This is a genomic window from Streptomyces sp. DSM 40750, from assembly GCF_024612035.1.
Lineage (GTDB): Bacteria > Actinomycetota > Actinomycetes > Streptomycetales > Streptomycetaceae > Streptomyces.
The window spans coordinates 3,608,229-3,626,709 of record NZ_CP102513.1 but is presented as its reverse complement, the minus strand read 5'-3'; the positions used below and the strand labels follow the sequence as shown (position 1 = coordinate 3,626,709).

17 protein-coding genes are annotated in these 18,481 nt (G+C 68.3%); 11 read left to right on the top strand and 6 right to left on the bottom strand.

Features of this window, described 5'->3' with window-relative positions:
- Positions 1 to 77: 77 nt before the first annotated feature.
- A complete protein-coding gene (locus JIX55_RS16275; RefSeq protein ID WP_257564049.1) occupies positions 78 to 563 on the top strand; it encodes a MerR family transcriptional regulator in 486 nt (161 codons plus the stop codon).
- On the top strand, positions 560 to 1,573 hold the full coding sequence (locus tag JIX55_RS16270) for an aldo/keto reductase (protein ID WP_257564048.1): 1,014 nt from the start codon (positions 560 to 562) through the stop codon (positions 1,571 to 1,573). The genes JIX55_RS16275 and JIX55_RS16270 overlap by 4 nt, the downstream gene beginning before the upstream one ends.
- 87 nt (positions 1,574 to 1,660) lie before the next feature.
- Here JIX55_RS16270 and JIX55_RS16265 read toward each other — a convergent pair whose 3' ends face one another.
- The 3 genes from JIX55_RS16265 to JIX55_RS16255 form a co-directional block, all read right to left on the bottom strand.
- Positions 1,661 to 2,518, bottom strand: a complete 858-nt coding sequence (locus JIX55_RS16265) for a DUF4429 domain-containing protein (RefSeq protein WP_257564047.1) — start codon at positions 2,516 to 2,518, stop codon at positions 1,661 to 1,663.
- A 76-nt stretch (positions 2,519 to 2,594) separates the two neighbouring features.
- The gene (locus JIX55_RS16260; RefSeq protein ID WP_257564046.1) at positions 2,595 to 3,803 is read right to left on the bottom strand and encodes an alpha/beta hydrolase family protein; all 1,209 of its coding nucleotides are present in this window, start codon (positions 3,801 to 3,803) and stop codon (positions 2,595 to 2,597) included.
- A 116-nt stretch (positions 3,804 to 3,919) separates the two neighbouring features.
- Complete coding sequence (locus tag JIX55_RS16255) at positions 3,920 to 4,597, bottom strand: TetR family transcriptional regulator (RefSeq protein WP_257564045.1); 678 nt, start codon at positions 4,595 to 4,597, stop codon at positions 3,920 to 3,922.
- A 100-nt stretch (positions 4,598 to 4,697) separates the two neighbouring features.
- Here JIX55_RS16255 and JIX55_RS16250 point away from each other — a divergent pair, with 100 nt between their 5' ends.
- Together JIX55_RS16250 and JIX55_RS16245 are read left to right on the top strand one after the other, a co-directional pair.
- Positions 4,698 to 6,323 (top strand): MFS transporter, encoded by a 1,626-nt coding sequence (locus JIX55_RS16250; RefSeq protein ID WP_257564044.1) that lies wholly within the window; start codon positions 4,698 to 4,700, stop codon positions 6,321 to 6,323.
- A gap of 800 nt (positions 6,324 to 7,123) precedes the next feature.
- Positions 7,124 to 7,429: a small hydrophobic protein gene (locus tag JIX55_RS16245; protein ID WP_257545957.1), complete on the top strand. Its 306-nt coding sequence runs from the start codon at positions 7,124 to 7,126 to the stop codon at positions 7,427 to 7,429.
- A 143-nt stretch (positions 7,430 to 7,572) separates the two neighbouring features.
- On the opposite strand, the gene JIX55_RS16240 is transcribed toward JIX55_RS16245, so the two are convergent.
- Together JIX55_RS16240 and aceE are read right to left on the bottom strand one after the other, a co-directional pair.
- Positions 7,573 to 8,328, bottom strand: coding sequence for a potassium channel family protein (locus JIX55_RS16240; protein WP_257564043.1), 756 nt, complete (start codon positions 8,326 to 8,328; stop codon positions 7,573 to 7,575).
- Between the two features lie 73 nt (positions 8,329 to 8,401).
- Positions 8,402 to 11,149: a pyruvate dehydrogenase (acetyl-transferring), homodimeric type gene (gene aceE, locus JIX55_RS16235; protein ID WP_257564042.1), complete on the bottom strand. Its 2,748-nt coding sequence runs from the start codon at positions 11,147 to 11,149 to the stop codon at positions 8,402 to 8,404.
- A 403-nt stretch (positions 11,150 to 11,552) separates the two neighbouring features.
- Here aceE and JIX55_RS16230 point away from each other — a divergent pair, with 403 nt between their 5' ends.
- The 6 genes from JIX55_RS16230 to JIX55_RS16205 all read left to right on the top strand — a co-directional run bounded on the left by JIX55_RS16230 (position 11,553) and on the right by JIX55_RS16205 (position 16,206).
- Complete coding sequence (locus JIX55_RS16230; protein ID WP_020115348.1) at positions 11,553 to 11,990, top strand: DUF3052 domain-containing protein; 438 nt, start codon at positions 11,553 to 11,555, stop codon at positions 11,988 to 11,990.
- A 177-nt stretch (positions 11,991 to 12,167) separates the two neighbouring features.
- A complete protein-coding gene (locus JIX55_RS16225; protein ID WP_257545964.1) occupies positions 12,168 to 12,626 on the top strand; it encodes a peroxiredoxin in 459 nt (152 codons plus the stop codon).
- Positions 12,627 to 12,738: 112 nt separating this feature from the next.
- A complete protein-coding gene (locus tag JIX55_RS16220) occupies positions 12,739 to 13,314 on the top strand; it encodes a calcium homeostasis/redox stress adaptation protein (RefSeq protein ID WP_257564041.1) in 576 nt (191 codons plus the stop codon).
- 161 nt (positions 13,315 to 13,475) lie between these two features.
- Complete coding sequence (locus JIX55_RS16215; protein ID WP_257564040.1) at positions 13,476 to 14,051, top strand: TerD family protein; 576 nt, start codon at positions 13,476 to 13,478, stop codon at positions 14,049 to 14,051.
- 125 nt (positions 14,052 to 14,176) lie between these two features.
- Positions 14,177 to 15,319 (top strand): DUF475 domain-containing protein, encoded by a 1,143-nt coding sequence (locus JIX55_RS16210; protein ID WP_257564039.1) that lies wholly within the window; start codon positions 14,177 to 14,179, stop codon positions 15,317 to 15,319.
- A 149-nt stretch (positions 15,320 to 15,468) separates the two neighbouring features.
- Positions 15,469 to 16,206 (top strand): TerD family protein, encoded by a 738-nt coding sequence (locus JIX55_RS16205; RefSeq protein WP_257564038.1) that lies wholly within the window; start codon positions 15,469 to 15,471, stop codon positions 16,204 to 16,206.
- A 60-nt stretch (positions 16,207 to 16,266) separates the two neighbouring features.
- Here the strand turns inward: JIX55_RS16205 and JIX55_RS16200 are convergent, their stop codons facing one another.
- Positions 16,267 to 17,115, bottom strand: coding sequence for a TerD family protein (locus tag JIX55_RS16200; RefSeq protein ID WP_257564037.1), 849 nt, complete (start codon positions 17,113 to 17,115; stop codon positions 16,267 to 16,269).
- A 189-nt stretch (positions 17,116 to 17,304) separates the two neighbouring features.
- Between JIX55_RS16200 and JIX55_RS16195 the strand changes: the two genes are divergently transcribed.
- Positions 17,305 to 18,471 carry an HpcH/HpaI aldolase/citrate lyase family protein gene (locus tag JIX55_RS16195; protein ID WP_257564036.1) on the top strand — a complete coding sequence of 389 codons (1,167 nt, stop codon included), beginning with the start codon at positions 17,305 to 17,307 and terminating at the stop codon, positions 18,469 to 18,471.
- Positions 18,472 to 18,481 lie beyond the last annotated feature (10 nt).

The following is an 18,481-nucleotide window of genomic DNA, read 5'->3' as shown; positions in this document are numbered from 1 at the left end:
TCGCGGGAATTCCGGTCCCCGGAATTCATCGGAATCCGCTTGCTTGGAGTGCACTCCAAGGTTTTAGCGTGGAGGTCATGACGGTGATGGAGACCACGAGCACGACGAGTGCCACCAGTACTGCCGGTACCGGAGGTTGTGCGGGTCCGCCGCGGCAGCCCCGGCGGCCGGACGGGCAGGACCGGTACACGATCAGCGAGGTCGTCGTCCTCACCGGTCTCACGGCACACACCCTGCGCTGGTACGAGCGGATCGGGCTGATGCCGCACATCGACCGCTCCCACACCGGCCAGCGCCGCTACCGCAACCGTGACCTCGACTGGCTCGACCTCGTCGGCAAGCTCCGGCTCACCGGCATGCCGGTCGCCGACATGGTCCGGTACGCGGAACTGGTGCGCGAGGGCGACCACACCTACAGCGAGCGTTTCGAACTCCTGAAGTCGACCAGGCAGGACGTCCTGTCCCGGATCGCCGAACTCCAGGACACCCTGAACGTGCTCGACCGGAAGATCAACTTTTATGCGGACGCCGGGCAGGCCCTGGCGTCGGAGAGGGCTTCATGACGGACGGCAGGATCGCGACGGCACGACTGGGCACCGACGGACCGGAGGTCGGCGTACAGGGCCTCGGCTGTATGGGCATGAGCTTCGCGTACGGCCCCTCGGACGCGGAGGAGTCGAGGGCCACCCTGGAGCGGGCGCTGGAACTGGGCGTCACTCTCTACGACACGGCCCAGGCGTACGGCGCCGGCGAGAACGAGAAGTTCCTCTCGCCCTTCGTCAAGGCCCACCGCGACGACCTCGTCATCGCCACCAAGTTCGGCCTGGGCATCGACCCCGACGACCCGACCAGGCGGATCATCCGCAACGACGAGCCGTACATCCGTGAGGCCGTCGAGTCGAGCCTGCGCCGCCTCGACGTCGATGTGATCGACCTCTACTACATGCACCGCCGCGACGTGAACGTCCCCATCGAGGAGACGGTCGGCGTCATGGCCGACCTCGTCCGCGAGGGCAAGGTCAAGCACCTGGGCCTCAGCGAGGTCACGGCCACCGAACTCCGCGCCGCCCACGCCGTGCACCCCATCGCCGCCCTCCAGTCCGAGTGGTCCCTCTTCAGCCGCGACATCGAGACGAACGTGGTCCCCACGGCCCGCGACCTCGGCGTCACCCTCGTCGCCTACTCGCCCCTCGGCCGAGGTTTCCTCACCGGCTCCTTCGCCAAGGCCGAGGACCTCACCCCCGGCGACTTCCGCCGCCAGCAGCCCCGCTTCACGGGCGACAACGCCGCCGCCAACGCGGCCCTCCTGGACCCGATCCGCAAGGTCGCCGACGCCCACAACGCCTCCCTCGGCCAGACAGCCCTGGCCTGGGTCCACCAACAAGCGTCCCTGCACGGCCTTTCGGTGGTCCCGATCCCGGGCACCCGCAAGCCGGCCAGGGTGGAGGAGAACGCGGCGGCCACGAGGATCGTCCTGGGTGAGGAGGACATGGCGCTGCTGGAACCGATAGCGGCGAGGGTGACGGGCGACCGTTACGCGGACATGGCGTTCACGTCCGCAGGCAGGGAGTAGGGCCGCGCTTTCAGGCGGGGACGGCGCGCGCCTTCAGGCGGGGATGGCGCGCGCTTTCAGGCAGGGGTGACCGCAGCGCTTTCAGCGCTACAACTCGGCCAGCAACTCCGCCTTCTTCGCACTGAACTCCTCATCCGTCACCAGCCCCGCCTGGTGCAACTCCCCGAGATGCCGGATCCGGTCGGCGATGTCGGCCGGATCCCGGCGCGGCCCGGTACCGGCCGGCGCCGCCGCGTCCGCGGGCCCCGCGGAACGCACCGCCGCCAACACGGCCGCGGCGAACGGCAGTGACTCGTGCACCGGCCCATACCCCAAGCCGAACACGACAGCCGCCGGATCATGATCCGGCTGAGGCGCCCGCTCACCGGGGTCATCCCGTCGAAGCAACCGCAGATACCCCTCGAAGACCTCCGGCGACCGCCACTCGACCCCACTCAGCGCACCGACCGGAAAACTCTGGTCCCCGGCCTTCCACTTCGCCGAAGAGGCCCCCGTCCAGAACCACCGGAACGACACGGACCGCCCGTCGAACGAGGCCTTCCCGTCGTACGCCTTGAACTGCAACGGCACCTCGGGCGCCGCCACCAGAAACCGCTCGGCGGGCCCGGACGCGGTCAACCGCGCCCGCAGTTCGTCGGCGTAGTACTCCGCGAGCGTCTCCCGCTCGGCCGGCAGCACCAGCCGGTACGGGTCGGAGCCCTCCTTGAGCTGGTCCGCCGCCGCCTCCATCAGCGGATCGGCGCCCGGTCGCGGCACGGCACGCAGTACGACGGTGCCCCGCTTCCCGGGTGTCAGAGTCACCCCCGCGATCGCCTCCAGGGGGACGCGCCGCTCACCGAGTGCCTGGAAGAGCTTCGGCGTGCGAATCCCCCGTTCGAAGCGGATGAGCACGGAGTCGGACTCGAACTCCCAGACGGCATGCAATCCGGCCAGTACGTCACCCATGCGGCTCATCGTATGCGTGCGACGCGGCGAAGTCCCGACCGAGGCGAACCGCACTTTTTACACTCCTCTACGCGCGTCAGGCTTCCACGCTGTCGGACAGACCCGTCAGACACGCCTCGTTCTCCCGCGCACAGAGCACCGACTCGTACGCGCCGATGCCGATTTCGGCGAGGTTGCGCAGGCTGTCGGTCCCCGGCTCGAAATAGCCGCTGTGCCCCCGGGCGTCGGCGGCCGACAGGATGCGTGCCCCGAACTCCGTGGAGACCGGGTCGGCGCCGTGGCCGAGCCCGCCGACCTCCAGGTAGGGCACGTCCTGGACCCAGTCGTCGGCGTCCCGCATGGCCCACACCCGGGCCGGCGTACGCAGCTGACCGACCGTCTCGGCGCGCATGCCGGGGCTGCCCGCGACCGCGATGTCGGTGACCCGCGCCGGCAGCGAGCGCGCGGCGACACCGCACACCACCGAGCCGTAGCTGTGGCACGCCAGCGCGACCGTGGAACTGCCGGGCAGGCTCCGCACCAGCGAGTTCAGCCGGACCGCGCCCTGCTCGGCGCGGAGCGCGGTGGCCGAGTCGAGGCCGAGGCCGTCGGGCGCGGTGTAGTCGGCCCAGGCGATCACGGCCGTACGCGTCCCGGGGCTCGCCGCACGCTCGGCCTTGTAGAGCGACTTGGCCATGCCGACGGGCGCGGAGTACCGGCGGTTGGTGCGCTGGAAGTTGAGGAGGTTCGTGTCGACGCCGGGGACGACGACCGAGACGCGCGCGGCCTTGTCGAGGCTGCCGAAGACCTCGGCGACCCGGCCGGTGCCCTCGGGGTCGAAGGCCAGGATCTTGCGCGTCTTCACGGCCAGCATGTCGAAGCGGTGCATCCGGCGGCCGGCCTCGTGCCGGCCGGTCTCGGAGAGCCGCTCGTCGTGCATGCGCTTGCGTTCACGCTTGCTCTGCTGCTTCAGCGCGATGCGGTTGGCGCGGTAGCGCAGCTTGACCGGGGCGCCGTTCATGTTGCCGACCGCGAACGGATAGCGGTGGGCGAGCCGGGTGCGCTGCCCTGCGGTGAGCGAGGCGAAGAAGGCGGCCAGGCGGTGCGGGGACGATTCGGCGTCCGGCAGGTCACGGCCGTCGAGGTCTCCGCGCTGCCACGCGGAGAGCGACGCCTGCAGCGGCGACTCCTCTCGATGGCTGCGGATCGCGGTCCAGCCGGTGGTCGCCAGCATCACGAAAACCACGGCCAGCGCCAGTAGTGCGCGCCAGACGTTCAGTTGCGGGGAGGAGTCGAAGGAAGTCACTGGAAGGACACACTAAGAGAACGGAAGGGTCTCGCGTTAACCAAGTGAGAGGGATCACGTTTCGATCACGCCCGTTCCGTGCAGTGCCGCCGAGAAGGTCCCGAAGGTGCCATTCCCTACGCGTTTCGGCCAGTGCGCCACTTCTCGGCCAACGACGGCCGTAGGGCGTCCAGGTGTGCGGCCGTCAGTTCGCGCATCGCGTCCATGCTGAGGTCGCCGCCCAGGGCCCACAGGCGTTCTGTGACCCGCATCACGCCGCCGAAGACGGCCACCGCCACGCGCGGCCGGGGGTCCGTGTCCACATCGAGCCCCTCGCGCTCGGCGATGATCCGCTCGATCTCCCGGGCCACCTCCTCCGAGCGGCGCAGATGCGCGGCCAGCAGTGCGGGCGTCGACTCGATCATGCCGTAGGTGCGCAGGAAGAGGTCGACGGGAACGATCTGGTGGACGGCCTCGCCGATGGCGTCCCAGCCCTCCAGGACGGCGTTGCGCATCGCCTCCAGCGGGGCCTCGTGCGTCGGCCGGGCGCGCACGGCCCCCAGGAAGTGCTCCTGCGTGAGGTCGATGACCGCGAGGGCGGCCTCCTCCTTGCCCGCGAAGTAGCGGAAGAAGGTGCGCTGCGAGACGTCGACGGCCTCGGCGATCTCGTCGACCGTCGTCGCCTCGTACCCCTGGGTCGTGAACAGCTCCAGGGCCGCCCGCAGCAGCGCGTCGTGGGTGCGCTGCTTCTTCCGCTCGCGCAGTCCCGGCCGCTCCTCCGCCGCCGTGATCGTCGCCGTGGCCGCCGTCTCCATGAACCCTCGTCTCCACCCACCCCTGCGGCGGATGACGTGACAGTTACCGACTTGTGAACTGGTTTGTCAATTGTCAGTGACTGACATTAGCCTCGCACGCATGACTAGTCAGACCACTGTCGACAAGACGGGACCGGGGGACAAGGCGCCAGTCGTCCCGTCGGACCCGACGACGAACCAGGGCCGGGGCCTGCGCGGCCATCCCTGGTTCACCCTCCTCACCGTGGCCGTCGGCGTCATGATGGTCGCCCTCGACGGCACCATCGTGGCGATCGCCAACCCGGTCATCGCGGGTGATCTCAAGGCCAGCTTCGCCGAGGTCCAGTGGATCACCAACGCCTACTTCCTCGCACTCGCCGTCACGCTCATCACCGCCGGCAAGCTGGGTGACCGCTTCGGACACCGCCAGACCTTCCTCATAGGCGTGGTCGGCTTCGCCGCCGCATCCGGGGCCATCGGACTGTCGGACTCGGTCGCCTTCGTGGTGATCTTCCGTGTCTTCCAGGGCCTGTTCGGCGCGCTGCTGATGCCGGCCGCGCTCGGCCTGCTCCGCGCCACCTTCCCCGCCGAGAAGCTGAACATGGCGATCGGTATCTGGGGCATGGTCATCGGCGCCTCCACCGCGGGCGGCCCGATCCTCGGCGGCTTCCTCGTCGAGAACGTCAGCTGGCAGTCCGTGTTCTGGATCAACGTCCCGGTCGGCGTCCTCGCCGTGGCCCTGGGCGCCTGGATCCTGCTGGACCATCGCGCCGAGAACGCGCCGCGCTCCTTCGACGTCCTGGGCATCGGGCTGCTGTCCGGAGCCATGTTCTGCCTGGTCTGGGCGCTCATCAAGGCCCCCGAGTGGGGCTGGGGCGACGGTCTGACGTGGACCTTCGTCGTCGCGTCCCTCGCCGGCTTCGGGTTCTTCGCCTTCTGGGAGACGAAGGTCAAGGAGCCGCTGATCCCGCTGGCGCTCTTCCGTTCCGTACCCCTGTCCGCGGGTGTCGTCCTGATGGTCCTGATGGCCATCGCGTTCATGGGCGGCCTGTTCTTCGTGACGTTCTACCTCCAGAACGTGCACGGTATGAGCCCCATCGACGCGGGTCTGCACCTCCTCCCGCTCACCGGGATGATGATCGTCGGCTCGCCGCTGGCCGGCGCGCTGATCACCAAGGCCGGACCGCGCATCCCGCTGGCCGGCGGCATGGCCCTCACCGCGATCGCGATGTACGGCATGTCGACGCTGGAGACCGACACCGGCAGCGCCGTGATGTCCCTCTGGTTCGCGCTCCTCGGCCTCGGCCTCGCCCCGGTGATGGTCGGCGCCACCGAGGTCATCGTCGGCAACGCGCCCCTGGAGCTGTCCGGTGTCGCCGGCGGTCTCCAGCAGGCCGCGATGCAGATCGGCGGCAGCCTCGGTACGGCCGTGCTCGGCGCCGTCATGGCCTCCAAGGTCGACGGCGACCTGCCGGGCAACTGGACGGACGCCGGTCTCCCGCCGCTCACCGACGCCCAGCTCGGCCAGGCCTCCGAGGCCGTCCAGGTCGGTGTCCCCCCGGTCGCCGAGGGCACCCCGGCGGAGATCGCCGCGAAGATCACCACGGTCGCCCACGACACGTTCATGTCCGGCATGAGCCTGGCGTCCCTGGTCGCCGCCGGGGTGGCCGCGATCGCCGTCCTCGTCGCGTTCCTGACCAAGCGCGGTGAGAACGCCGAAGCGGGCGCCGGAGCGGCGCACATCTAACAGCTCCGCCGCCGCTCCACACGCGGGTTTCCGCCCGCGTTCGCCTATCAGGGTGAAAAGTCTAAAGATCGCTCGTTCCGGCCGCGCGCCCCGGGCCACAGCGGGGCGACCGGGCTGGTTCCCACCCGGCTGGTGTTGATCGCGTAGGACTCGGTCGCTCGCTGAGCGGCCGAGCAGCGTGAGCCGGAAATCCCCCTGCCGTGGCCGAGGGAGGGTTGCAACTGCTCGTTGAGGAGCGCGAACGCGGTCGTATTAGCTCGATCGTGTGATGGTCGACTTCCGGGCTGGCGGAGTTCTGGGCCGTTCGGGCTACGGTGACTGTGCGATCTGGGCCGCCGGGTACGGCGCCGGCGTGCGGGGCCCCGTTCCACCGGAGTGATGGTTCGGGGCCTCTCCGTCGCCTCTGGCTGTACCCACATGGCCAGGTCGCACAGGGAACCGGCCTCCCGGGCCCGGACCACGGACAGGATCCGCGTCGCCGCCCCGGGGCTGAGTACGCCGGGGACCTGAGGTACCTCCCACGCCCTTAAGGCAGTGGGGGAGCGCCCAAGACCGTTCGGGGCGTGCGGCTGAACAGGCTCACTCCTGCTCACTCCAAAGGAACGGTTCAAAGTGGGTCAAGTCCTCCGTACGGCAAGGGCGTACGACACAGGGGAGCGACCAGTGGTCTGCGGCGCGCTGGCCGGAGGGGGCAGCGCGCCACAGACGGGCCCGAGCACACTCCCCGGTTTCAACCACGCCGCAGGGGTACTCGCCGTTCTGTACGCGAACTGACCGCGAGGTTCAGGGAGTTGTTGACGATGGCGGGCTTCGGACACGGTACGCGCAGGCACCCCCGCTCACGTGGCCGGACGTGGTCACGGACCGGGCCGGATCGCGCGACCCTCGGCATCATCGGAGTCATCTGCGCGATCGCGGGCTTCTTCGTTCTGGGCATCATTCTCGGACCCATCGCGATCCTCTGCGGCTGGCTGGCCATGAACCGAACCTGGTCCGGCGCCCGCCCCGTCCCCGCCGTCATCGCGGTCGTTCTCGGCGCCATCGACACCGTCCTGGCCATCATCTGGCTGGCGGGCACAGCCACTCCGGGGACCGGATTCTTCTGATCCGACATGGAGTGAGGGAAAAGGGCAGGGGCCCCCGGCAACAGCCGGGGGCCCCTTTTCCCCGTAGGTGAGGTGCGGAGAAGTCAAGGGGCGCGAGCAGCCATGACGATCCCGCACTCGCGCACGCACAGGCTTCCCTACGGTCATCGGCGTTGTTCCGGCACTGCCCCAGAAGCCCGCAACGACGCGACCTCCGCCCGCAGCAACCGAACCTCCTCGGCCAGCGCCGTGATCGCGGCCGTCTGCCGCCGCTCCTCCGCGTCATCCTTCTCGAACCGCGCGATGAACCACGCCGCGATATTCGCCGTCACCACACCCAACAACGCGATCCCCGACAGCATCAGCCCAACGGCCAGCACCCGCCCCAGCCCGGTGGTCGGCGCATGGTCCCCGTACCCCACCGTCGTCATCGTCGTGAACGACCACCACACCGCGTCGTCCAACGTGTTGATGTTCCCCCCGGGAGCGTCCCGCTCCACGGACAGCACCGCCAGCGACCCGAACATCAACAGCCCGATCACCGAACCGCCGACATACGTCGTGAGCCTTATCTGCGACGCCATCCGCGCCCGCTGCCCGACCAGCAGCAACGTCGCCACCAGCCGCAGCAGCCGCAGCGGCTGGATCATCGGCAGCACCACCGCCGCCAGGTCCAGCCACCGCGACCGTACGAACTCCCAGCGCCGCTCGGCGAGGAGGAGCCGGATGACGTAGTCGAGCGCGAACGCGCCCCACACCCCCCACTCGGCGGCGTCGCACCACCACCTCACCTCGGCGCTCGCGTCCGGCCGGACGATCGGCACCGCGTACGCCACGGCGAACACCGCGGCCAGGCCGAACAAGGGCCGCTGTGTGTGCTGTTCCCAGCGCGTCTGCGCCGAGCCCGATCGTTGCTTCATGCCCCGCATCGTAGAAAACGTGAAGGGGTGGTGAACCCGCAGGTTCACCACCCCATGACACATGGATCAAATGCTAGGCGTCTCCGCCCGCCGCTCCCGGATCGGCCGCCGCCACGTCGAGCAGCTGGTAGCGGTCGATCGCCTGCTTCAGCAGTGAGCGGTCGACCTTGCCCTCGCGGGCCAGCTCGGTCAGCACCGCGACCGCGATCGACTGGGCGTCGATGTGGAAGAAGCGCCGGGCCGCCCCCCGCGTGTCCGCGAAGCCGAAGCCGTCCGCGCCCAGCGACTGGTATGTGCCCGGTACCCACCGCGAGATCTGGTCCGGCACGGACCGCATCCAGTCGGAGACGGCGACGAACGGACCCTCGGAGCCGCTCAGTTTCCGCGTCACATACGGGACCTGCTGCTCCTCCTCGGGGTGCAGCAGGTTGTGCCGCTCCACGTCGACGGCCTCGCGGCGCAGCTCGTTCCAGGAGGTCGCCGACCAGACGTCCGCCTTCACGTTCCAGTCGGCGGCCAGGATCCGCTGCGCCTCGAGCGCCCACGGCACCGCGACACCGGAGGCGATGATCTGCGCGGGGGTGGCGCCCGACTCGCCGGCCTTGATGCGGTGGATGCCCTTGAGGATGCCCTCGACGTCCACGTCCCCCGGCTCGGCCGGGTGCTGGATCGGCTCGTTGTAGACGGTGAGGTAGTAGAAGACGTCCTCGCCCGGCTTGCCGTCGGCGGTCTCGCCGTACATCCGGCGCAGACCGTCCTTCACGATGTGCGCGATCTCGTACCCGTACGCCGGGTCGTACGCGACACAGCCCGGGTTCGTCGAGGCGAGCAACTGCGAGTGCCCGTCCGCGTGCTGGAGCCCCTCACCCGTCAGCGTCGTACGGCCTGCGGTCGCACCGAGGACGAACCCGCGCGCCAGCTGGTCGGACATCTGCCAGAACTGGTCGCCGGTGCGCTGGAAACCGAACATCGAGTAGAAGACGTAGACCGGGATGAGCGGCTCGCCGTGCGTCGCGTACGCCGAACCGGCCGCGATCAGCGAGGCCGTGCAGCCCGCCTCGGAGATGCCGTCGTGCAGCATCTGACCCGTGGGCGACTCCTTGTAGGCGAGCAGCAGATCGCGGTCGACCGCCTCGTACTGCTGGCCCAGCGGGTTGTAGATCTTCGCGCTCGGGAAGAACGAGTCCATGCCGAAGGTGCGGTACTCGTCGGGCGCGATCAGCACGAACCGCTTGCCGATCTCCTTGTCCCGCATGAGGTCCTTCAGCAGTCGTACAAACGCCATGGTCGTGGCGATCGACTGCTGACCGGAGCCCTTCTTCACACTCGCGTACGTCTTGTCCTCGGGCAGGGCCAGCGGCTTGGCGCGCACGACACGCGTCGGGACGTACCCGCCGAGTCCCTTGCGGCGGTCGTGCATGTACTGGAGCTCCTCCGAGTCCCGCCCCGGGTGGTAGTACGGCGGCAGGCCGGACTCCAACTCCTTGTCGGAGATGGGCAGGTGGAGGCGGTCGCGGAAGCCCTTGAGGTCGGCGACCGTCAGCTTCTTCATCTGGTGCGTGGCGTTGCGGCCCTCGAAGTTCGGGCCCAGCGTCCAGCCCTTGACCGTCTTGGCCAGGATGACCGTCGGCTGGCCCTTGTGCTCGTGGGCCGCCTTGTACGCCGCGTAGATCTTGCGGTGGTCGTGACCGCCGCGGCCCAGGTGCAGGATCTGGTCGTCGGTCATGTTCTCGACCATGGCGCGCAGCCGCTGGTCGTCACCGAAGAAGTGGTCGCGGATGTACGCGCCGGTCTCGGTGGCGTACGTCTGGTACTGGCCGTCGGGCGTGGTGTTCATCTTGTTGACCAGCACACCGTCGCGGTCCTGGGCGAGCAGCGGGTCCCAGGTGCGGTCCCAGACCAGCTTGATCACGTTCCAGCCGGCGCCGCGGAAGACCGACTCCAGCTCCTGGATGATCTTGCCGTTGCCGCGCACCGGGCCGTCGAGGCGCTGGAGGTTGCAGTTCACGACGAAGGTCAGGTTGTCGAGGCCCTCACGGGCGGCGATCGTGAGCTGGCCGAGTGACTCCGGCTCGTCCATCTCGCCGTCACCGAGGAACGCCCAGACGTGGGACTTGGAGGTGTCCGCGATCCCGCGCGCCTCCATGTACCGGTTCATCCGCGCCTGGAAGATCGCGCCCAGCGGACCGAGGCCCATGGACACGGTCGGGAACTCCCAGAAGTCCGGCATGAGGCGCGGGTGCGGGTAGCTGGACAGTCCGTAGGGTGCCTTCGACTTCTCCTGGCGGAAGGCGTCCAACTGCTGGTCGCCGAGGCGGTCCAGCATGTACGCGCGGGCGTAGATGCCGGGGGAGGCGTGCCCCTGGAAGAAGATCTGGTCGCCGCCGTCGCCCTCCTCCTTGCCCCGGAAGAAGTGGTTGAAGCCCACGTCGTAGAGGGAGGCGGAGGACGCGAAGGTCGCGATGTGGCCACCGACGCCGATGCCGGGCCGTTGGGCGCGCGACACCATCACGGCGGCGTTCCACCGGGTCGCGTTGAGGATCTTCCGCTCGATCTCCTCGTTGCCCGGGAAGAACGGCTCGTCCCTGGTCGCGATGGTGTTGACGTAGTCCGTGCTGCGCATCTCGGGTACGGCCACGCGCTTCTCGCGGGCCCGCTCGATGAGCCGGAGCATCAGGTAGCGCGCGCGCTCACGGCCGCGCTGGTCCACCGCGGCGTCGAGCGAGTCGAGCCACTCCTGGGTCTCCTCGGGATCGAAGTCAGGGACCTGACTCGGAAGGCCGCCAATGATGATCGGATTGCGATCGGATCCGGAAGCCACGCTGTTCCTTAGCTGTCAGAGGGCCGCTCTTCAGGGTGTTCCATAGGTGTCTGCACCGTCCCCCATCGTGTACCTCGGGGGCCAAAACGTCACCTCTACCGAGAGGTAACCAGGGCGGTGACATGCTCGGCAAAGGTGGTAAAGGTATTCGACACTCGTACCCCCGGATGGTTCCCGAATGCACAAACCGGGCAGAACGGTGTGGTGTGTGTCACGTGAGGCTGAGAATCCGCGCAGAGAGTTGCGGTGACACGGCCCGGATCGTCACCGTTTCGGCGGTCTGGAAGGCTGGGTACTTGCGCGATCCGTCCCGCCCGTGTGGACTACGGCCAACGCTTCGCGCACGCGCGTGGCTGAACTTCCCCGGGGGCAACCCCATCCGAACATGATCAGGAGGCAACCCGTGAGCGCGACCGCGGACCACGCGGAGGAGCGGACGAACCCTGCCGCAAGGCTGGGGTTCCAGCCCGAGCAGGTGGTCCAGGAGATCGGCTACGACGACGATGTCGACCAGGAGCTCCGCGAGTCCATCGAGGAAGTCGTAGGCAGTGAGCTCGTCGACGAGGACTACGACGACGTGGCCGATGCCGTCGTGCTGTGGTTCCGCGACGACGACGGCGACCTGACGGATGTACTGGTGGACGCCACCACGTACATCGAGGAGGGTGGCTCGATCCTGCTGCTGACGCCCAAGACCGGGCGGGACGGTTATGTGGAGCCCAGCGACATCTCCGAAGCCGCGACGACCGCGGGGCTGTCCGCGTCGAAGAGCGTCAGCGTCGGCAAGGACTGGAGTGGCAGTCGGCTGGTGACTCCGAAGGCGGCGAAGTCGAAGAAGTGACGTTCGCCTGAGAGCTCGGTGGGTTCTGCGCGATGGCGGCTGCGGCTCCGTCGTGGCTTGTCGCGCAGTTCCCCGCGCCCCTTGAGGGGTGCCCCTTCGGGGCCCCTCAAGGGGCGCACCGTTTCTCCTGCGTAGGCTGGGTCACCCGAACAGTCCATGAAGGGACGCAGGAGAATCATGGCGATCCAGGTCGGCGACAAGGCCCCCGACTTCGAGCTCAAGGACAACCACGGCGCCACCGTGAAGCTCTCGGACTTCCGGGGTGAGAAGAACGTGGTGGTGCTCTTCTATCCGTTCGCCTTCACCGGCGTGTGCACCGGCGAGCTGTGCGAGCTGCGGGACAACCTGCCGAAGTTCGTGAACGACGACGTGCAGTTGCTGGCGGTGTCGAACGACTCGATCCACACGCTGCGGGTCTTCGGGGAGCAGGAGGGCCTTGAGTACCCGCTGCTGTCGGACTTCTGGCCGCACGGCGAGGTCTCCCGGGCGTACGGCGTGTTCGACGCGGACAAGGGCTGCGCGGTGCGCGGCACGTTCATCATCGACAAGGAGGGCGTCGTCCGCTGGTCGGTCGTCAACGCCCTGCCGGACGCCCGCGACCTGAACGAGTACGTCGCCGCCCTCGACACCCTGTGATTCTTCGGTTCCAAGGCCTGCGAGGAACGGGAACCCGTCACTAGGATCGACACGTTGATCCGATACCAACGCACGACGGGGCTCCCCGCCCCTGACTATCAAGGGAGGACTCGTGGGAGTCAGCCTCAGCAAGGGCGGCAACGTATCGCTGACCAAGGAGGCCCCTGGCCTGACCGCGGTCATCGTTGGTCTGGGGTGGGACATCCGCACCACGACCGGCACCGACTTCGACCTGGACGCCAGCGCACTGCTGCTGGAATCGTCCGGCAAAGTCAGCAGCGACGCCAATTTCGTCTTCTTCAACAACCTCAAGAGCCCTGACGGCTCGGTCGAGCACACCGGTGACAACCTCACCGGTGAGGGCGAGGGCGACGACGAGCAGATCAAGGTCAACCTCGCGACCGTCCCGGCCGAGATCGAGAAGATCGTCTTCCCGGTCTCGATCTACGACGCCGAGAACCGCCAGCAGTCCTTCGGCCAGGTCCGCAACGCGTTCATCCGCGTGGTGAACCAGGCCGGCGAGGCGGAGATCGCCCGGTACGACCTCTCCGAGGACGCCTCCACCGAGACCGCCATGGTCTTCGGCGAGCTGTACCGGCACGGCGCCGAGTGGAAGTTCCGCGCCATCGGCCAGGGCTACGCCTCGGGTCTGCGCGGTATCGCCCAGGACTTCGGTGTGAACGTCTGAGCCACCGGGGAAGACCCACTGGGCTCACCACGTCCGGCGCCGCTGTCATCATCGACCGCGGCGCCGGACGCGCTCGTACGACATGGGCGGGCGGCCCGCGCGTAGGACCACAACTGAACAGCTGAGCAACTGAAGCTCGAAAATCGGGGAGGACCAGCACCATGGGCGTCACACTCGCCAAGGGAGGCAATGTCTCCCTCTCCAAGGCCGCGCCGAACCTCACTCAGGTGATGATCGGGCTCGGCTGGGACGTCCGGACCACCACCGGAGCCCCTTTCGATCTCGACGCCAGCGCACTGCTCTGCCAGAGCGGCCGGGTGCTGGGGGACGAGTGGTTCGTCTTCTACAACAACCTCAAGAGTCCCGACGGCTCGGTCGAGCACACCGGCGACAACCTCACCGGTGAGGGCGACGGCGACGACGAGTCGCTCATCGTCGACCTGTCCAAGGTGCCGGCCACCGTCGACAAGATCGTCTTCCCGGTCTCCATCCATGACGCGGAGAACCGCGGCCAGGCCTTCGGCCAGGTCAGCAACGCCTTCATCCGCGTGGTCAACCAGGCCGACGGCCAGGAACTCGCCCGCTACGACCTCTCCGAGGACGCTTCCACCGAGACCGCGATGATCTTCGGCGAGGTCTACCGCTACGGCGGAGAGTGGAAGTTCCGCGCTGTGGGACAGGGGTACGCGTCCGGTCTGCGGGGCATCGCACTCGACTTCGGAGTCAATGTCTCGTAGCGCGATATGCGCAAAAGCCGGGGCCGTGTGGGGTGCGAGGGGTGCCCGACTAGACTTCGGGTTCAAAAGTTCGTAAAGCCGCGCGCGGCGCGGGGGAACCCCGTACACACACGATTGGGTAGCCAGTGGTTCTGAAAACCTTCGGCTGGTCGTTCGCGGTCACCGCGCTCGGCTTGGTAGCAGCAGTTCTCTACGGTGGGTGGGCGGCGTTCGGTGTCGTCGCGATCCTGTCCGTCCTGGAGATCTCGCTGTCCTTCGACAACGCGGTGGTCAACGCCGGGATCCTGAAGAAGATGAATGCCTTCTGGCAGAAGATCTTCCTCACCATCGGCATCCTGATCGCCGTCTTCGGTATGCGGCTGGTCTTCCCCGTCGTCATCGTCGCCATCAGCGCCAAACTGGGTCCGCTCGAGGCCGTCGATCTGGCGCTCACCGACAAGGACCTGTACCAGCAGTACGTGACCGACGCCCACCCGTCGATCGCGGCCTTCGGCGGTATGTTCCTGCTGATGATCTTCCTGGACTTCATCTTCGAGGACCGGGACATCAAGTGGCTGGGCTGGCTCGAGCGTCCGCTGTCCAAGCTCGGCAAGATCGACATGCTGTCGGCCTGCATCGCGATGATCGTCCTGCTGATCACCTCGATGACCTTCGCGACCAACGCCCACCAGCACGGCGGCGCCCACGTCGACAAGGCGCAGACCGTTCTGGTCTCCGGTCTCGCGGGCCTGATCACCTATCTCGTCGTCGGCGGTCTCTCCGGCTTCTTCGAGGGCAAGCTGGAGGAAGAGGAGGAGCGCGAGCACGAGGAGGAGGAAGCGGCGGAGCGTACGGGCAAGCCGCGTTCGGCCGTCGCCCTCGCGGGCAAGGCCGCGTTCTTCATGTTCCTCTACCTGGAGGTCCTGGACGCGTCCTTCTCCTTCGACGGTGTCATCGGCGCCTTCGCCATCACCAACGACATCGTCCTGATGGCGCTGGGCCTCGGTATCGGCGCGATGTACGTCCGGTCGCTGACCGTGTACCTGGTCCGCCAGGGCACCCTCGACGACTACGTCTACCTGGAGCACGGCGCGCACTACGCGATCGGCGCCCTGGCCGCGATCCTCCTCGTCACCATCCAGTACGAGATCAACGAGTTCATCACCGGTTCCATCGGTGTGATCCTGATCGGCTGGTCCTTCTGGTCCTCCGTCCGCCGCAACAAGGCGCTGGCGGCCGCGGAGGGAAAAGCTGACGCCTCCAAGGAGGAGGTCTCCTCCGGGGTGTGACCCGGAACACCGGGCCGGTGTGACCGGTTCCGGAGTGTGACGGCCCTCCGGGTGAGGGAACGCTCTGAGCGGGGCGGCCGACGAGGACTCGTCCTCCGTCGGCCGCCCCGTGGTGGTTGACGCGACGACACGGCAGTTGTGGGGCGGGCATGAGTTTCCTGGACAACCTCTGGCGCGGGCGGCCCTCGGAGTTCGACGCGGGCAACGCGGCGACCAACGCGATCGAGCTGACCAAGCGGCATCAGAAGGTGTCCCTCAGCAAGCAGAACGCCGCGGCGGGGCACTTGCGCGTCAATCTGTCCTGGCGGATGCGGACGTCCGACATCGGCGGGATGAAGCGGCAGAGTGTGCTCCGGCACCCCTTCAAGGCGTTGCGGCCGGAGGAGGTCCAGGCGCACAGCCAGAGCATGGTGAACGTCGACCTCGACCTCGGCTGTCTGTATGAGCTGGCCGACGGGACGAAGGGGGTCGTGCAGCCGCTGGGCGGCTTCCTCGGTGACATCAACGAACCGCCGTACATGCGGCTCAGCGGGGACGACCGGTTCGGGTCGGGGTCCGGCGAGACGATGTACATCAACCTCGATCACCGGGACAACTTCAAGCGGATGCTGGTGTTCGTCTACATCTACGACCAGACGCCGGCGTTCGACCGTACGCACGCGATCGTGACGCTGTATCCGAGCAATGGGCCGCGGATCGAGATAGGCCTGGATGAGAGGCACCCGCAGGCCCGGTCGTGTGCGGTGGTGATGATCGAGAACGTCAAGGGGGAGATCGTCGTCCGCCGGGAAGTGAAGTTCGTCTATGGCTTCCAGGCGGAGCTTGATCGGTTGTATGGGTGGGGGTTGCAGTGGGGACGGGGTTACAAGACCAAGGCCGAGCGCTGACGCCGGTCCTGGCCGGTTCACCCTCTGAGCCCGGGATCCTCCGCGCCCCTCACGGGGCGCTCAGCGGCCGATGAACTGTGGGCCCTGGGGCGGTAGGCGGAAGTCGGGGTCCAGGGCCGCCGCCGTGGGCTGGGGGTAGCCGTAGGCCGGGCCGTTGGCGGTGGCGGGGGTCGGCTGGGGGTGGGGGTAGCCGTAGGCCGGCTGGGCGGGCTGTTGGGTGGGGGCCGCCGGGGGGTAGCCGTACGCGGGCTGGGACGGGACACCGGTGGTGGGCTGCTCCGGGGGCAGGGGGACCGAGATCTCCGGGGTCGGCGGCTGGGTCGCGGCGGTCTGGTCGGCCGCGGCCGCGGCGGCTGCCGCCGCCTCCGACTCGTCGACCGAGATGCCGAAGTCCGTGGCGAGGCCCTGGAGTCCGTTGCTGTAGCCCTCGCCCAGGGCGCGGAACTTCCAGCCGCCGCCACGGCGGTAGAGCTCGCCGCAGATGAGGGCGGTCTCCTCGCCGGTCTCGGGCTTGATGTCGAAGTACGCCAGCGGTTCGGCGTCGGCGACGGTGGCGTCGTACAGCAGGATGCGCAGGGACCGTACGCGGCCGAAGGAGACGTCCTCGGCGGAGGCCACGAGGAGAATCTGGCTGACGGCGGACTCGACACCCGCCAGGTCGGTCTGGATGGTGTCAGTGAGGCCTTCGGCCACGCGCTTCTGGCCGAGCCGCCACACCTTGCCCGAGGGATGGCGCGGCTGGTTGTAGAAGACGAAGTCCTCGTCGGACCGTACGCGGCCGTCGGGACCGAGGAGCAGCGCCGAGGCGTCAACCACCGGGGCGCCCTGCCCGGGCGCCCAGCGCAGCACGGCGCGGACCGCCGTGGCTTCGATCGGGACGTTCGACCCCTTCAGCATCGCGTGCGTCATGCGGTCATCCTGCCCTCTCGGTCCTGGTCACGACAACGCGGGGGCGGCGAACCGTCGGTGAAATCGTTCAGTGCCCGACACGGCCGGGTTACCAGAACTTCACGCCCGGCGGGAACTGATGTCACACATTTGTACGTACTATTACCGGCCACCATCGCGACGGCCGCCTAGCAGCCACGGGGGAACCACATGCGTCATTTCGGGCACATCGCCCCTGAGGAGCGTCAGCGCCTCTTTTACCGGGAGCCGGGTGAGTTCGACGCCGACTCCCCGCCCCGCGTGCTCGCCGCCGCTCTCGGCGCCACGCTCTACAGCCCGGCCACCCGCGAGCGGCTGGCCGACGACATCGTCAAGCAGGCCGGACGCGGTGTGGTCTCCATGGTGCTGTGCCTGGAGGACTCGATCGACGACGCGGAGGTCGTGGGCGCCGAGGAGAACCTGGTCCGGCAGTTCGCCGACCTCGCCGGCCGGCCGGATGCCGAGCTTCCGCTGTTGTTCATCCGGGTCCGCTTCCCCGAGCAGATACCCGACCTCGTCAGCCGTTTCGGCCCGGCCGTACGGCTGCTGTCCGGGTTCGTGTTCCCGAAGTTCACCGAGGAGCGGGGCGTCGCGTTCCTGGAGGCGCTCACCGCCGCGGAGTCCGTGAGCGGGCGGCGGCTGTTCGGGATGCCGGTGCTGGAATCGCCGGAGCTGATGTACAGGGAGACGCGCGTAGAAGCACTCCAGGGCATCGCCCACACCGTCGACAAGTACCGCGACCGCGTCCTCGCGCTGCGCCTCGGTGTCACCGACTTCTGCTCCTCGTACGCGCTGCGCCGCCCGCCCGACATGACCGCGTACGACGTCCAGATCGTCGCCTCCGTGATCGCGGACGTGGTGAACGTGCTGGGGCGCGCCGACGGCACCGGGTTCACGGTCACCGGGCCGGTGTGGGAGTACTTCCGGGTCCAGGAGCGCATGTTCAAGCCCCAGTTGCGCACCAGCCCCTTCCTGGCGAACCGGGCCGGGGAGTTGCGCGAGTCGATCATCGAGCACGCGCTGGACGGTCTGCTGCGCGAGATCTCCCTCGACCAGGCCAACGGGCTGCTCGGCAAGACCTGCATCCATCCCTCGCACGTGCTGCCGGTGCACGCGCTCTCCGTGGTCAGCCACGAGGAGTTCAGCGACGCCGAGGACATCGTGCGGCCCGACCGCAACGGCGGCGGAGTTCTGCGTTCCGCCTCCCGCAACAAGATGAACGAGGTCAAGCCGCATCGCGCCTGGGCGGAAAGGGTTCTGCAGCGCGCCGAGGTGTTCGGTGTCGCCAATGAGGACATCGGGTTCGTGGATCTGCTGGCCGCCGGGCTGCCCGACTGAACTCCGGCTT

Excerpts from the sequence above, each read along its gene's own strand:
- JIX55_RS16275 (WP_257564049.1), top strand. The coding sequence starts at position 78 with ATGACGGTGATGGAGACCACGAGCACGACGAGTGCCACCAGTACTGCC.
- JIX55_RS16270 (WP_257564048.1), top strand. The coding sequence starts at position 560 with ATGACGGACGGCAGGATCGCGACGGCACGACTGGGCACCGACGGACCG.
- JIX55_RS16265 (WP_257564047.1), bottom strand. The coding sequence starts at position 2,518 with ATGGGTGACGTACTGGCCGGATTGCATGCCGTCTGGGAGTTCGAGTCC.
- JIX55_RS16255 (WP_257564045.1), bottom strand. The coding sequence starts at position 4,597 with ATGGAGACGGCGGCCACGGCGACGATCACGGCGGCGGAGGAGCGGCCG.
- JIX55_RS16250 (WP_257564044.1), top strand. The coding sequence starts at position 4,698 with ATGACTAGTCAGACCACTGTCGACAAGACGGGACCGGGGGACAAGGCG.
- JIX55_RS16245 (WP_257545957.1), top strand. The coding sequence starts at position 7,124 with ATGGCGGGCTTCGGACACGGTACGCGCAGGCACCCCCGCTCACGTGGC.
- JIX55_RS16240 (WP_257564043.1), bottom strand. The coding sequence starts at position 8,328 with ATGAAGCAACGATCGGGCTCGGCGCAGACGCGCTGGGAACAGCACACA.
- JIX55_RS16225 (WP_257545964.1), top strand. The coding sequence starts at position 12,168 with ATGGCGATCCAGGTCGGCGACAAGGCCCCCGACTTCGAGCTCAAGGAC.
- JIX55_RS16215 (WP_257564040.1), top strand. The coding sequence starts at position 13,476 with ATGGGCGTCACACTCGCCAAGGGAGGCAATGTCTCCCTCTCCAAGGCC.
- JIX55_RS16205 (WP_257564038.1), top strand. The coding sequence starts at position 15,469 with ATGAGTTTCCTGGACAACCTCTGGCGCGGGCGGCCCTCGGAGTTCGAC.
- JIX55_RS16200 (WP_257564037.1), bottom strand. The coding sequence starts at position 17,115 with ATGACGCACGCGATGCTGAAGGGGTCGAACGTCCCGATCGAAGCCACG.
- JIX55_RS16195 (WP_257564036.1), top strand. The coding sequence starts at position 17,305 with ATGCGTCATTTCGGGCACATCGCCCCTGAGGAGCGTCAGCGCCTCTTT.